This window comes from Mesorhizobium sp. 2RAF21, from assembly GCF_052115345.1.
GTDB classification, from domain to species: Bacteria; Pseudomonadota; Alphaproteobacteria; order Rhizobiales; family Rhizobiaceae; genus Mesorhizobium; species Mesorhizobium terrae.
In genome coordinates, this window is sequence record NZ_JBFRGM010000011.1 from 161,826 (window position 1) to 175,915 (window position 14,090).

General features: G+C 64.4%; 13 protein-coding genes. 9 read left to right on the forward strand and 4 right to left on the reverse strand.

What is annotated here, in order from left to right; translation table 11 throughout:
- The first annotated feature begins 55 nt into the window (after positions 1 to 55).
- The 9 genes from pcaG to AB4136_RS19185 all read left to right on the forward strand — a co-directional run bounded on the left by pcaG (position 56) and on the right by AB4136_RS19185 (position 10,455).
- Positions 56 to 673: a protocatechuate 3,4-dioxygenase subunit alpha gene (pcaG, locus tag AB4136_RS19145; protein ID WP_137900836.1), complete on the forward strand. Its 618-nt coding sequence runs from the start codon at positions 56 to 58 to the stop codon at positions 671 to 673.
- Between the two features lie 10 nt (positions 674 to 683).
- A complete protein-coding gene (locus tag AB4136_RS19150) occupies positions 684 to 1,742 on the forward strand; it encodes a 3-carboxy-cis,cis-muconate cycloisomerase (protein ID WP_137900837.1) in 1,059 nt (352 codons plus the stop codon).
- Positions 1,743 to 1,842: 100 nt separating this feature from the next.
- Complete coding sequence (locus tag AB4136_RS19155) at positions 1,843 to 3,015, forward strand: ABC transporter substrate-binding protein (RefSeq protein WP_137900838.1); 1,173 nt, start codon at positions 1,843 to 1,845, stop codon at positions 3,013 to 3,015.
- Positions 3,016 to 3,141: 126 nt separating this feature from the next.
- Positions 3,142 to 4,005 (forward strand): branched-chain amino acid ABC transporter permease, encoded by an 864-nt coding sequence (locus AB4136_RS19160; protein ID WP_137900839.1) that lies wholly within the window; start codon positions 3,142 to 3,144, stop codon positions 4,003 to 4,005.
- Positions 4,005 to 5,009, forward strand: coding sequence for a branched-chain amino acid ABC transporter permease (locus AB4136_RS19165; RefSeq protein ID WP_137900840.1), 1,005 nt, complete (start codon positions 4,005 to 4,007; stop codon positions 5,007 to 5,009). The genes AB4136_RS19160 and AB4136_RS19165 overlap by 1 nt, the downstream gene beginning before the upstream one ends.
- Positions 5,006 to 5,770: an ABC transporter ATP-binding protein gene (locus AB4136_RS19170; RefSeq protein ID WP_137900841.1), complete on the forward strand. Its 765-nt coding sequence runs from the start codon at positions 5,006 to 5,008 to the stop codon at positions 5,768 to 5,770. Before AB4136_RS19165 ends, AB4136_RS19170 begins: the two co-directional genes overlap by 4 nt.
- Positions 5,751 to 6,467: an ABC transporter ATP-binding protein gene (locus tag AB4136_RS19175; RefSeq protein ID WP_137900842.1), complete on the forward strand. Its 717-nt coding sequence runs from the start codon at positions 5,751 to 5,753 to the stop codon at positions 6,465 to 6,467. Before AB4136_RS19170 ends, AB4136_RS19175 begins: the two co-directional genes overlap by 20 nt.
- A gap of 60 nt (positions 6,468 to 6,527) precedes the next feature.
- On the forward strand, positions 6,528 to 8,282 hold the full coding sequence (locus AB4136_RS19180; protein ID WP_024923569.1) for an amidohydrolase: 1,755 nt from the start codon (positions 6,528 to 6,530) through the stop codon (positions 8,280 to 8,282).
- Positions 8,283 to 8,544: 262 nt separating this feature from the next.
- Complete coding sequence (locus tag AB4136_RS19185) at positions 8,545 to 10,455, forward strand: GGDEF domain-containing protein (RefSeq protein ID WP_024923570.1); 1,911 nt, start codon at positions 8,545 to 8,547, stop codon at positions 10,453 to 10,455.
- A 160-nt stretch (positions 10,456 to 10,615) separates the two neighbouring features.
- Here the strand turns inward: AB4136_RS19185 and AB4136_RS19190 are convergent, their stop codons facing one another.
- The 4 genes from AB4136_RS19190 to AB4136_RS19205 form a co-directional block, all read right to left on the reverse strand.
- Positions 10,616 to 11,881: an ABC transporter substrate-binding protein gene (locus AB4136_RS19190; RefSeq protein WP_024923571.1), complete on the reverse strand. Its 1,266-nt coding sequence runs from the start codon at positions 11,879 to 11,881 to the stop codon at positions 10,616 to 10,618.
- An 81-nt stretch (positions 11,882 to 11,962) separates the two neighbouring features.
- A complete protein-coding gene (locus AB4136_RS19195) occupies positions 11,963 to 13,012 on the reverse strand; it encodes an aldo/keto reductase (protein ID WP_024923572.1) in 1,050 nt (349 codons plus the stop codon).
- Between the two features lie 10 nt (positions 13,013 to 13,022).
- The gene (locus AB4136_RS19200) at positions 13,023 to 13,373 is read right to left on the reverse strand and encodes a TIGR04076 family protein (RefSeq protein ID WP_024923573.1); all 351 of its coding nucleotides are present in this window, start codon (positions 13,371 to 13,373) and stop codon (positions 13,023 to 13,025) included.
- Entirely contained in the window at positions 13,366 to 14,082 is a 717-nt protein-coding gene (locus AB4136_RS19205; RefSeq protein WP_024923574.1) for a GntR family transcriptional regulator, read from the reverse strand. The genes AB4136_RS19200 and AB4136_RS19205 overlap by 8 nt, the downstream gene beginning before the upstream one ends.
- Positions 14,083 to 14,090 lie beyond the last annotated feature (8 nt).

The following is a 14,090-nucleotide window of genomic DNA, read 5'->3' on the forward strand; positions in this document are numbered from 1 at the left end:
GCCCCGAGAAGATGATCGAAAAGTCACCTGAAATGGCGAAGAGTTCACGACCTTGATGACCCAGGCTCTCGGCTATCTGAAGGAAACGGCATCGCAGACCGCCGGCCCCTATGTGCATATCGGGCTGACGCCCAATGCTTCCGGCATCGGCGGCGTTTATGCCGCCGACCTCGGCGCCGGCATGGTTAGCGACAAGACGCGCGGGACGCGCATTTCCGTTAGTGGCCGTGTCATCGACGGCGCCGGTGCACCGTTGCGCGACGGGCTCGTCGAGATCTGGCAGGCCGACGCGGCAGGGCTCCACAACAGCCCGGCCGAGCTGCGCGGCACCGCCGATCCGAATTTTACCGGCTGGGGGCGCTGCGCCTGCGACGGCGAGACCGGCCGCTTTGCTTTCGCCACCATCAAACCCGGCCGCGTCCCCTACAAGGACGGCAGGCTAATGGCGCCGCACATCACCTTCTGGATCGTCGCGCGCGGCATCAATCTCGGCCTGCACACGCGCATGTATTTTCCAGACGAGGCCGAGGCCAATCCCGAGGACCCGGTTCTGGCGCGCATCGAGCATCGCTCCCGCGTGGCGACGCTGATCGCCCGCGAAGAGGCCAGCAACAACTATGTGTTCGACATCCATCTGCAGGGCGAGCGGGAAACCGTCTTCCTCGACATCTGACGCGGCGAAGATGAGCGTCAGCCCTTTCGACCATCCCATCCTCGGCGGCCTACTCGGCGACGAGGAGGTTTCGAACTGGTTCTCCGTGGCCGCCGACCTCAAGGCGATGCTGGCCTTCGAGGCAGCCCTTGCCAGGGTCGAGACGAAGGCCGACATCATTTCCGGGCAAGCAGCAGCCGAGATCGCCCGCGCGGTCGCGTCATTCAGCCCCGATCTCAACCGCTTGCGCGCCGCCGTTGCCGTCGACGGCGTCGTCGTGCCCGAACTTGTACGCCAGTTGCGGGAGGCCGTCGGCGGCGAGGCGGCGCGCCACGTTCATTTCGGTGCCACCAGCCAGGATGTCATCGACACCAGCCTGATGCTGCGCCTGAAGCCGGCACTGGCGACGATCGAAAAGCGACTGGAAGCCTTCGTCGACGCCATCACTGACATCGACAAGCGCGATGGGCATCGTGTGCTAATCGCGCGGACCCGTATGCAGGCGGCGATCCCCATAAATGTGCGTGATCGCCTCGATGCCTGGCGGCGGCCTGCCGAGCGCAATCTGGAACGCCTGCGCGACTGGTCGAAGGATGGCCTGGCGCTGCAGTTCGGCGGCGCCGCCGGCACGCTGGACCAGCTCGGCGACAAGGCGGCAATGGTCCGCGCCACTTTGGCCATCGAACTCTGCCTCACCGATGCCCCGCAATGGCACAGCCAGCGTGACCGGCTCGCCGATCTCGCGTCCATCCTGTCGTTGGTCACCGGCGGGCTCGGCAAGTTCGGCCAGGATGTCGCGCTGATGGCGCAGGCTGGCGACGAGATCGAGCTGGCCGGCGGCGGCGTATCCTCAGCCATGCCGCATAAGCAGAACCCGGTCGCCGCCGAGGTTTTAGTTACGCTCGCCCGCTTCAACGCCACGCAACTCCCCGGCATGCACGGCGCGCTGGTGCACGAACAGGAACGCTCCGGCGTGGCCTGGACGCTGGAATGGATGATCTTCCCGCAGATGATCTCGGCCGTCGCTGCATCAACCCGGCTTGCCGCCGCGCTTGCAGCCAACATCACCCGGCTTGGCGCCGAACAATAACCTGGGGAATATGAGAAAGGCCGATCATTTCATTTTACATTACTGAATCGTCTGTCAAAATTTCTGGAAAGACCCGAAGGTCGTCGATGAGGGAGGAATCATGAAACGCTTGCTTTCGGCAGCGCTTCTGGCCGCGGCCATGAGCAGTGCCGCTTATGCCGACACGATCAAGGTCGGCATCGTTGGCCCGTTTTCCGGCCCCTTCGCCCTACAAGGCAAGAACTTCAAGGCAGGCATCGACGCCTATATGGCCATAAATGGCCGCAAGGTCGGCAACCACGAGGTCGAGATCATTTATCGCGACGTACCGCAGGCTGATCCGGCGCAATCGAAGGCGCTGGCGCAGGAGCTGATCGTCAAGGAGGGCGTACAGTATCTGGGCGGTTTCTATTTCACGCCGGACGCGATGGCGGCCACTCCGCTGCTCCAGCAGGCCAATGTGCCGATGGTGGTGATGAACGCCGCCGCCTCGGCGATCGTAACCAAGAGCCCCTATGTGGTGCGCACCTCCTTCACCATCTGGCAGACCGTGTCGCCGATGGCTCAGGTGGCTTTCGACGACGGCGCCAGGAAGGTCGTCACCGTCGTCGCCGACTATGCGCCCGGCCATGACGCGGAAGCGGCCTTCAAGGCCGGCTTCGAGAAGGCTGGCGGCTCTGTGGTCGAACAATTGCGCATGCCGATGTCGACCGCCGACTTCTCCCCGATCATGCAGCGCATCAAGGATTCCGGCGCCGATGGGCTGTTCGTGTTCCTGCCCTCAGGCCCGCCCACGCTCGGTTTCGTCAAGGCTTACAACGAGAACGGCCTGAAGGCGGCCGGCATCAAGTTCTTCGCGCCGGGTGACCTGACCCAGGAATCCGACCTGCCAGCGCTCGGCGAAAGCGCGCTCGGCCTGCAGACGACGTTCCATTATGCCGTTTCGCATGACTCGCCCGAGAACAAGGCCTTCGTCGCGGCGGCCAGCAAGGTGATCGGCAATGCGGCCGAACTCTCCTTCCCGGCGGTAGGCGCCTATGACGGCATGCATGTCATCTACAAGATGATCGAGGCGACCGGCGGCAAGCAGGATGCCGAGAAGGCGGTCGGCGCCGTCAAGGGCCTGTCCTGGACGAGCCCGCGCGGCCCGGTCTCCATCGATCCGGAAAGCCGGCACATCGTCGAGAACATCTATCTGCGCGAAGTCACCAAGGCAGCGGATGGAACCTACTACAACAAGGAAATCCGCGCTTTCGAAAAGCAGGGCGATCCTGGCCTCGCCGCCAAGAAATAAGCCTGTTCGAGCCTAGCCGTCCCGCCGCTGCCGTCCCAACGCGCGGCGGGCCGCCGATCCCCGTGGCTTGACCATCCATCGACGCCGACATGATCCTGGCGCAGGATGCGCGAAGGGAGGTGCGTAATGCAGACTGTCTTCAGCGTCGCCGTCGACGCGCTTGCCTACGGCATGGTGCTGTTCGTCATTTCCATCGGCCTGTCGGTGACGATGGGGCTGATGCGCGTGGTCAACCTTGCCCATGGCGCCTTCGCCATGATCGGCGGCTACATCGCCTCCTATGCGGCGCAGTCGCTCGGTCTCGGTTACGCCGTGGCCATCCTGCTCGCCGTTTTCGGCACCATCGTCATCGCGGCGCCGATCGAGCGATTGCTCTACCGGCGTATCTATAGCGCGCCGGAACTCACCCAGGTGCTGATGACCATCGGCATCACCTTCATGATCATCGGCATCGCCAACTACATCTTCGGCCCGACGCTGAAGACCATCCCCTTGCCCCATGCGCTGCAAGGCTCGGTCGACCTCGGCTTCCGCTCCATCGCCGCGCACAAGATATTCGCCATTGTCGCCGGATTGACGGTGGCGGCGGCCCTCTGGTTCGCCATCGAGCGAACCGGTTTCGGCATCAAGCTGCGCGCCTCCGTCGACAACGCATCGATGGCGGCCGCACTCGGCGTGCGTACTGAGATTGTCTATGCAGTCTCCTTTGCCATCGCCGTTGGCCTCGCCGCACTCGGCGGCGTCCTCGGCGCCGAGCTGCTGCCGGTCGAGCCCTATTACGCGCTGCGCTACATGGTGACGTTCCTGGTCGTGGTCTCGGTCGGCGGCGCCGGCTCCATCCCCGGTGCACTCGCCGCCTGCCTGCTCCTCGGCGGCATCGATACGGCCGGTCGTTACTGGATGCCCGAATTCGGCGAATTCTTCTTCTATCTGGCCGTCATCGCCATCGTCTGCCTGTTCCCGCACGGCCTGGCCGGGAGGCGTGGCTGATGTCGGCTGCCACCAGCACCGATGCCGGGACCGTGCCGAAACGAAGGCGACCCATCGCTGGCGACCTCGTCGGCATCGGCGCCATCCTCCTGATTGCCGCAATCGGCTATCTGCTGTTTCCCAACAACCTCGCCCTCCTGACCCGCATTATCGCCATCGCCCTGCTGGTGCTGTCGCTCGATCTCGTCACCGGCTATGGCGGCATCGCAACGCTCGGACAGGCGGCGCTGTTCGGCGCCGGCGCTTATGCGGCCGGCATTGGCGCCGTCCATTTCGGCATCACCGACCCGCTTTTGATGACGCTGGCCGGCCTCGTCGGCGGCATGGTCGCAGGTTTCGTCTGCGGGCTCGTCATGCTGCGCGCCCACGGCCTGCCGCAACTGGTGCTGTCGATCGCGCTCGTCCATCTGTTCCACGAATTCGCCAACAAGACGACGTCGTGGAGCGGCGGCAGCGACGGGTTGTCCGGCATCATGCCGGCTCCATTGTTCGGCCTGTTCGCCTTCGACCTGTGGAGCCGCACGGCCTATGCCTATGGCGTGGCGCTACTGGTGATCGTCTTCATTGTCCTGCGCATCATCGTGCGTTCCCCCTTCGGCATGTTGTGCCGCGGAGCCAAGGAAGACCCGGTGCGCATCCGTGCGATGGGCGCATCGCCCAATGCGACCCTGTTGAGGATGTTCGTCCTCTCCGGTGGCGTCGCCGGCGTCGGCGGAGCGCTCAGCGCAATCTCGACGCAGGTGGTCGGGCTGGACAGCCTGTCGTTCACGCAGTCGGCCGAGGCCCTCGTCATGCTCGTTCTCGGCGGCACCGGTTCGCTGTTCGGCGCGCTGGCCGGCACGGTGATCTTCATGCTGTTCGAGGATTTCGTCGCCGCGGCCAACCCGTTCCACTGGCTGACCATCGTCGGCGCGCTGCTCGTCGCCGTCGTACTGTTCGCGCCGAAAGGTCTCTACGGCACCCTCGCCGACCGTTTCTCGCGCCCAGGCGAGAAACAGCCATGACCCCGGTCTTCGAAGTCCGCAACCTGAAGAAATCCTTCGGCGGCCTCGCCGTCACCGACAATGTCTCGCTGTCGCTCCATCCCGGCGACCGTGTCGCCCTGATCGGGCCTAATGGCGCCGGCAAAACCACCTTCGTCAATCTAGTGACCGGCAATCTGAAGCCCGACGCCGGCGAGGTGCTGATGGCTGGCGAAACCCTGACCCGCGCCGGTCCCGCCGAGCGCGTCAGGCGTGGGCTGGTCCGCTCCTTCCAGGTGACGCGGCTGTTCCAGGACATGAGCCCGGCCGAACATATCGCGCTGGCCATCCTCCAGCGCAACGGTCGCGCCAACAACATGACCGGCAGCTATCTGGATCGTCCGGAAGTGATGGCGGAGACCAATACGCTTCTGGCTGCGCTCGGCCTGGAGACGCAGGCGCACCGCAAGGTGCGCGAGATCGCCTATGGCCAGCAGCGGCTCTTGGAGATCGCGATGGCGCTAGCGCTGAAGCCGAAGGTGCTACTGCTCGACGAACCGGCCGCCGGCGTGCCGCAGAGCGACACTGGTCGCATCGACGCAGCCCTTGCCGGCCTGCCCACCGATCTTGCCGTCCTGATGATCGAACATGACATGGACCTCGTCTTCCGCTTCGCCAGGCGCGTGGTCGTTCTCGCCGCCGGCACCATCATCTTCGACGGATCGCCTTCGGATGTGACACACGACCAGCGCGTGCGCGAAGCCTATCTTGGGAGCTATGCCGATGCCGGCCGCGCCGCTTGAGGTCACCGGCCTGTCGGCCGGCTATGGCCCGACACGGGTGCTGGAAGATGTCTCGCTTTCCGTGCCCGCCGGCGCGCGCCTGGCGGTGCTTGGCCGCAACGGCATGGGCAAGACCACCCTGCTGGCGACACTGGCAGGCCTGACCCGTCACATAGGTGGCTCGATCCTCGTCGGCGGCGCCGACATCACCGGCCTCGCCACCGCGCAACGCGCGCTGAGTGGCGTGGGCTATGTGCCACAGGCGCGCTGGGTCTTCCCAACCCTCACTGTCGAGGAAAATCTGTTCGTCGGCCTCAAGGGAAGGCCCAGGGAGGCAATCGCGGAAGCCTACCGGATGTTCCCGCGCTTGGCGGAACGGCGGCGCAATCTCGGCTCGCAGCTGTCGGGTGGCGAGCAGCAGATGCTGTCGACGGCACGCTCTATCCTCGGACAACCGACGCTGCTGTTGCTGGACGAGCCGCTCGAGGGCCTCGCCCCGGTAATCTGCGACGAACTGATGGCGGCTTTCGCCACCCTCGCCAAACAGGGAGACATGACGATCGTGCTTGTCGAGCAGCGTATCCAGAGCGCGCTCGACTTCGCCGACCAGGTGATCGTGCTCGAACGGGGACGCATCGCCTGGCGGGGCACGCCGCAGGAACTTGCAGCGGACCACTCGACGGTCGAGCGGCTGCTGGGAGTGGGCGGACTGCACTAGGGCGCACGGCCCTGGTTCGGTCCGTGGAAGGCAACCGAAACGAAAGGGAGTGAACGTGTCTTGACACTAAGCAAAGCCGGCGCCGGCTTCATAGGCGCACTTCTGGCTGGTCTGTCGATGCCCAGCCTGGCCCTCGCGGCCGACATGATCCTGACCAACGGCAAGGTATTCACCGCCAACACCGCGGCGCCGAGCGCCGAAGCGGTGGCAATCCGCGATGGCAACATCCTTGCCGTCGGCAAGCTCGCCGATGTCGAAAAGGCGGCCTCGGCGGACGCGGAAAAGATCGACCTCGGCGGCGGCATGCTGCTGCCCGGCCTGATCGACGCCCACGTCCACGCGTTGTTCGCCGGGTTCAATTCGGTCTCGGCGATCCTGCCCGAGGAAAGCCGCGCCATCGCGGAGCTCGGCAAGTTCGCAACGGAATCGATCGACAACAAACGCGGTTTGGTGGGCGATGTCCTGCGCCTCGGCGTCATCACCGCCGCTTACTGGCAACCGGCGGAACTCGACGGGCTGTTCAACGCGGCCCCTTACGACAAGATGCCGGTCGTGCTGGTCGGCTCAGACGGGCATACCGGCTGGGCCAACAAGGCACTGCTGACCCGCGCCGGAGTCACCAAGGACTTCGTCGACGGTCTCGCCGAGGCCGACCGCAAATTCTACACGCTAGGCGCGGATGGCGCGCCGAACGGTTTTGTCGCCGATGCTGGCTGGGACAAGGTGCTGACGGCGCTGCCACCGGTTCCGCTCGAGGCTCAGAAGGAAGCCCTACGCGCCGCCGTCAAGGAGATGAACGGCGACGGCATCACCGCCTGGCTCGACCCGATCGTCAATGTGGAGCCCACGGGCGCCATCTTCAGCGCCTCGCCGACGAAGGAACAGGAAGGCATCCTGCCGGCCTACAAGGCTTTGGCCGACAATGGCGAGTTGACCGCGCATGTCACCGGCATGGCGCTGCTCAACGCGGCCAGCGGTCCGCAAGCCATGGAGGTCTATGACACGCTGGCCACCAAATACCCCAAGAGCGACCGTTTGATGGTAGGCGGCATCAAGATCTTCGCCGACGGCGTCATCGAATATCCGGCTCAGACCGCGTCGCTGTCCAAGCCTTACAAGAACCTCGGCACGCCAGGACCGGAGGTGATCGGCACCGACAAGTTCAAGGCGCTGGTGACGGAAGCCGACAAGCGCGGCGCCCTCGTCCACATTCACGCGATCGGCGATCGCGCGGTGACCGAGGCACTGGATGGCATCGAGGCGGCACGCAAGACGAATGGCGACAGCGGCATTCCGCACACTATCACCCATCTCGAAATCGTACAGCCGCAGGACGTCCCCCGCTTCAAGCAACTGGGCGTCATCGCCGCCATGCAGTTGATCTGGGCGCTGAAGGACGAGTTCACCACCGACATGCTGGAGCCTTATCTCGACCCGGCCTTCATGCAGTGGATCTATCCGGCCAATTCGCTGCTCAAGGCCGGTGCCACCATCGCCGGCGCTAGCGACTGGCCGGTGTCCTCGCCCAATCCCTTCCTGGCCATCCGCACGGCGATGAACCGCGAGGGGCCTAAGGGGGTGTTGCTCGACAAGGAGGCGGTGAGCGCGGAGGCGATGCTCTACGCCTACACGATCAACGCGGCCAAGGCGTTGCGTCGCGCCGACCGCATCGGGTCGATCGAGCCCGGCAAGGCCGCGGACTTCGCGCTGGTCGATCGCGACGTGCTGTCAGTCTCCGCCAAGGAGATCGGCGACACCAAGGTTGTCTGGACCATGTATGGAGGCAAGAAGGTCTACGAAGCCAGACCGCAATAATCGTTTCGGCCCGCCGTCGACCCGGCGACGGGCCGTTCCTTCGGTTTGGTGAGCGCCATTGAGTGGCGACGCAGCCGAACGTTGGCGCCCGGAGCGAAACACCGCCGCCGCTGACAAGCGGCGCCCGATGCAATATCATACTGTCACTGAAAAGGCGCAGAGACCCGCTAACTCCGATTTAACCAACCGTCTTCACCAAACGAAAGGTGGGGGTCGTTAGAACGTGCAGTAAGACAGCGTACCGTTTCAGGCCGATCCTTCAATGATGCAGACCAACTCCCAGAGCCCAGAGGCAGCGTCCGCCAACGCCGCGGCCACGCCTTTCGGCTCGCGCCGGCGCCGCGCCGAAACCCGGTGGTCGCTCGACGCGCTACGGCTGCGCCTGCGCCGGTTGAACCGCGACCAGAGCCTCTATCCGAAACTGTCGTTCAGCATTGGCCTGGCTGTGCTCTGCGCAACAGTGCTGGCCACCATGATCCTGTCGCGGGCGTGGAATGATTTCGCCGAGGCCAGGCAGAACCTCTACGACATCCAGTATTATCGCCAAATTCTCGATGCCGCGAATTTCCTTTCAGCCGAGCGCGGACCAGCCAACAACGTCATGTCGGAGAGCCCCTCGCCCAGCGATGCCTCCCTGAAGCGCCTGGCGGATTTCCGCGCCCGCAGCGACGCCGCTCTCGCTGGTCTGGCCGCTGCGCCGGAGGTGCCTTTCCTGCTCCATGACCATCCGGTGCCGTCCGCGCTTCTCGCGGCTGTCACGGCGGCGCTGGCCGAGGCAAGGGACAAGGTCGACCAAGTCCAGGCCTCCAAGGGCGACGAGGCCAAGCTTCGGGCGATGCAGCAGGCGATTGAGGCGATGTTCGACGTTTCGGACCGCTTTCGCTCCGTAGTGACGTGGCGCTCAAACGAGTTGATCAGCCACGACAGCGGACTGGCGGCGCCGGCGCTCATCGGCCAGATGCTCGCGGATCTGCGCGAATATGGCGGCCGGGCGGCCTCCGAGGTGATCGCGCCGCTTGCCTCGCACCAGCGTATCCCACTGCCCAACATCATCGACGCGCGCCAGAGCCAGGGTCGCATCTACGAAATCTGGCAGATGCTGCACAGCCAGACCGCGCTCAACGCCGTGCCCGACCTCGCCAAGAACCAGGCCGCCATCGACGCGCTGTTCTTTGGCGTCGGCATGGACCTCATCGACAAGGTCATCAAGGAAGGCAAGGATTCCACCAACTACTCGATCACCGCGACCGATCTGACCACGCGCTTCGTGCCGACCATGAAGCCGATCGAGGACTACCGCATGGCCTTCCTCGACGAAATGGTGTCGCGCTTCTCGATGGAGCGTGACGGCGCTTTGCGCCTCTTCCTTGCCGTGGCATTGGCAACGGCGGTCATTCTCGCGGTCTTGATCGGCGTGCTTTTGGCTGTGCGCCGCGACGTCTTCCGCCCGCTGCTGCAGGCGCATGAGGAGGTGATTGGCCTGGCCGAGGATCGCCCGCCAGCCGCGCGCGCCGATCTCGGCGGTGCCGGCGAGATCGTGCGCCTGTTCAATGCCATCGACGTGTTGCAGGATAGGATGCGCGAGCGCGCCTCGCTGACCAGCGAGCTCAGGGTGCAGGCCGAGACCGACGGCCTGACCGGCGTGTTGAACCGACGCACGCTGGACCATATCGCCCAGAATGGCGGCGGCAGGCTGCCCGCTGACGAAACGCTGTGTCTGGTGATGGTCGACATCGACCATTTCAAGAACATCAACGACAGCCATGGCCATCTCGCCGGCGACCGGGTGCTGGTCGACACCGCGACATTGCTGAAGCGTGAGACGCCAGCCGGCGGCGTCGTCGCCCGCTTCGGTGGCGAGGAGTTCGCGCTCTTGTTTGCCTGTCCCGACATCGACCATGCCGCCCACCTCGCCGAGGGCATCCGCATGACGCTGCAGGGACATCGCTTCACCATTCCCGGCGGTGCTCAGCTCGCCATCACCGCCAGCTTCGGCGTCGCCTGCGGCCAGCGCAGCCCCCGCGACTGGCGCCACCTGGTCGAACGCGCAGACAGGGCGCTGTACCAGGCCAAATCCGACGGTCGTAACCGCGTGTCGGTCGCACCCGACGTTGTGCGACGCCAGGCTAGCGCCGAAGGCGGAAGGCGCATGCCGATCCGCGGCAGCCGTTAGAGGGCAGCTGTGTTGCGATGGGGGAATTGCGACATCGCCGGCTATGCCGGATGTCCAGGGACCAAATGCCTCGCTGCGGCTTCGCACCGCAAGGCAAACCAGCAGGTCACTGAGCCACCCCTGCCGAAAACCTGTTTCAGCAGGGGTGGCCGGCGATCTGCTATTTTTGCATTTCCGCCTTGGTCTTGGCGACCGCGTCGGCGCTCATCTCGCCAACAGTCTCGACCTTGCCGTCCTTTATCTTCCACAGGCGGAACGGGCCGGTGATGTCGCCATACTGGTCGAAGGAGACCGGGCCGATGACCCCCTCATACTTCACCGGCTTGCCCTCCTTGATCAGCGCCAGCGCCTTGGTGAATTCCGCCTTGCCGGCATGGATCGGTGCGCCACCTGCCGCGACAACTTCCGGAATGGCCGCCTTGATCGCGGCGGCATCGCCCCTGCCGGCCTTGGCTATCGCCAGCGCCACGATCGCGCCCGCATCGTAGGAACGGTCGGCGGCAGGGGCGTCCGGCTTGATACCGCCTGAGAAGGCCTCATAAGCGCCGTAGAAATAATCGGTCGACGCCGTCTTGCTGGTGCCGGACGACGTCCCATAGGCCTCTTTCAGATACTGCGCGCCGACCGCGTCGATGAACTCGGCCGAATTCATGCCGTCATTGAGCAGGAATTTCTGGGCTCCGCCGCCGGAAATCCAGGCGCGGGCGATTGTCGCACCATCGACCGGGTAGCTGACCAGATAGAGCGCTTCCGGCTCGCCCGCCATGGCTGCGCTGGCTTCCGCGGAATAGCTCGCCTGCTTCTCGTTGTAGGGTGTCGTCGAGGTGATGGTGCCGCCGAGCTTCTTGTAGGCGTCGGCGAATTCCTTGACCATGTTGACGCCGAAGTCGTTGTTGACATGGATGATGGCGAGCTTCTTCAGGCCCTGGTCGATCGCATATTTCGCTGCGGCGGTGCCCTGCAGGGCATCGGAGGTGATGGTGCGGAAGAACACACCATTGGTCTTGCCGTCCTTTCCAAGCGTCGTCAGCGTTGGGGAGGACGAGGCCGGCGACACCTGCACGACACCGGCCGGCGCGGTTACCGAGGTCAGGATCGGGATCGACACCGACGAGATGATGCCGCCGATGATCACCGGCACTTTCTTGATGTTGACGAGCTGGGTCGCCTGATCGACCGCGACATTACCCTGGCTCTGGCTATCACGCGTATCGGTGATCAATTTGCAGCCGCCAACACCACCGGCTTCGTTGAAATCGCGGAAAGCCATCTCGACCGATTTCGCACCGGCCTGTCCGTATTCGCCAGCAGGACCCGTGAGCTCCATGACGAGGCCGACGGTGATGTCGCAATCGGCGGCAAGCGTTGGAAGGGAAGAAGCGGCAAGTGCAGTCAGCACGGTGGTGGCGAAAAGATAGTTCTTCATGTCATTCCCCTTTGTTGTGGCCCTGCTGCCGACACGGCCTTGTTTTGGTCTGCAAAGACGGATTTAGCTGGCAAGCTGGCGTCAGGCCGCTCCCTTGTTCAGGTTGTATTTCATGATCGATCCGTGGCGGCCTTCACGATCGCGCTCGAGCGCGTAGACATCGCCTTCAAGTTCATGCGCCTCGGCAAGCACGGCAGCTATCTGTTGCTGATCCTCGGCGGTCAGAACGATGTCGGCAATCGCGAGGTTGGAAGCCAGATGCGCGCGGCTACGAGCGCCGACGATGACGCCAGCCACCGCCGGACGCAGGAGCATCGCCGCGCTGGCAATCGTGGCTATATCGACGTCATGGCGATCGGCTATGGTTCGCAAGGTCCGCAACAGGCGCTGGAACAAGTCCCAGCCGCCGAAATCGTCGATGATCAGCTTGTATTTGACGAGTGAACGGTTCTCGTAGGGTTCGACCGGCTCCGGCGCACCGAGCCAACGGTCACCCAGAAAACCGCCGGCGACGGTGCCATAGCAGAGCAGCGAGAAGCCTTTTTCGGCGGCCAGCGCCGCCATTCGTTTGGCCGGTCTGGCGTCGAGCAAGGAATATTGCACCTGCATGGAGGTCAAGGGCACGCCTGAAGCTACGATCTCCTCGACATGGCCGGTGTCGAAATTGGTGCCGCCGATCTTGTCGATCTTGCCGGCGCGCCTCAGCTCTTCCAGCCAGCCCGCCGTCTCCAGCCAGCGCGACGCTTCATAATCCCACCAGTGGAACTGCACGAGGTCGAGCCGATCGAGGTTGAGGCGCTTCAGCGACTGATCGATGACGCCTTCAACGTAGGCTTTGGTGATGCGCGGCAGCACGTCGAGGTCGGGCACGAACTTGGTGTGAACCTTGATGCGGTCGAGCGCGGTCTGCCCGCGCATATCCCGGTAGCGCAACCGGAAGCGACCGATCAGCTCTTCCACCCCAGTGTAGATGTCAGCACAGTCGAAGGTGGTGATGCCGGCATCGACGAATGCGATCATGTCTGCCACGGGATCGTCGCTGCGCGCGGCTCCATGGCCGCTGGCCATCTGCCAGCCGCCGCGGATAACCCGCGAAATCTCGTAGTCCGGCGCCAGTCTTGTTCTCTGCATGCTGTTCGTCTCAGTGGTCCTTCAGCGGCACCGCGGTGGTTTCAGCGTGGCTGAAGCGGCGCAGGCCGGTTCGGGTAATGCGAAACCGCGAGCTGCAATTGGGATCCGGACAGGCGACTTCCGCGTCCGTCGTCATCCAGTCGTTCTTGTGGGTTGGCCTCTGCTTGGCCGGCAGAAGCGGCAGCAACGCCGCCAACGAATAGATCGAGAAGCCTTGCCCAGGCGGAAGATGCAGCATCTCCCCGCGCATCTCGAAATAGTCGCCAACCTTGGCGCCACAATAGATGGGCCCGCCTTCCGGCGCCGTCACCTCGACGCGCAGGTCGTAAAGCTCGAAGGAATCGTCGTGCCGCTCAACCATGCCGCAGCTTCTGCTTGTCCGCATCCTCGGCATCGAGACGCCCTCGGATCAAGTTGAAGGAGCGCGTGATGTCGTCGGTCAGCGCCTTTACCGAGCCCGCAACGTCGCGGCGCTCCAGGGCGTCGATCAGCGCCCAGTGGTGATGGGTGGCCGGGATGTCACGGTTCCCGTCATGGATCTGGGCGGCGGCGCGCACATAGGGGCCGGATTGCAACCAGAGGCTTTCCACGATCGGGATCAGCACCGCCGAACCGGCGGCGCGATAAATGTAGAAATGGAAGGCGTGGTTGAGTTCGGAAGTCTTATGCGCCTTGTCGCGATCGCTGCTGGCGAAGGCGGCCTCGCACGCCGCCGTCAACCGACGCAGCTCTTCGAAATCGGAAGCGGCAAGATTGGACGAAGCCAGCGCGGTGACCTGCCCTTCGATCAGGCAACGCGCGCGGGCCAGATCTTCCAGCCTTTCGCGCGTGATCAGCGGCACCCTAACGGATCGATTGGGCAAGGCTTCCAGTGCCTGTTCCGAGACCAGACGGCCCAGAGCCTCGCGCACGGGCATCGTGCTGGTCTCCAGGGTCTCGGCGAGATCCACGATGCGCATCATTTGGCCCGCGTCGAACATACCGTGGATCAGCGAGCGGCGCATCTCGGCGTAGACGCGATCATGCAGGGTTTCGCGGCCTACGGGCGAAAGAGCACCACGCCTGCTCACGCCGCACC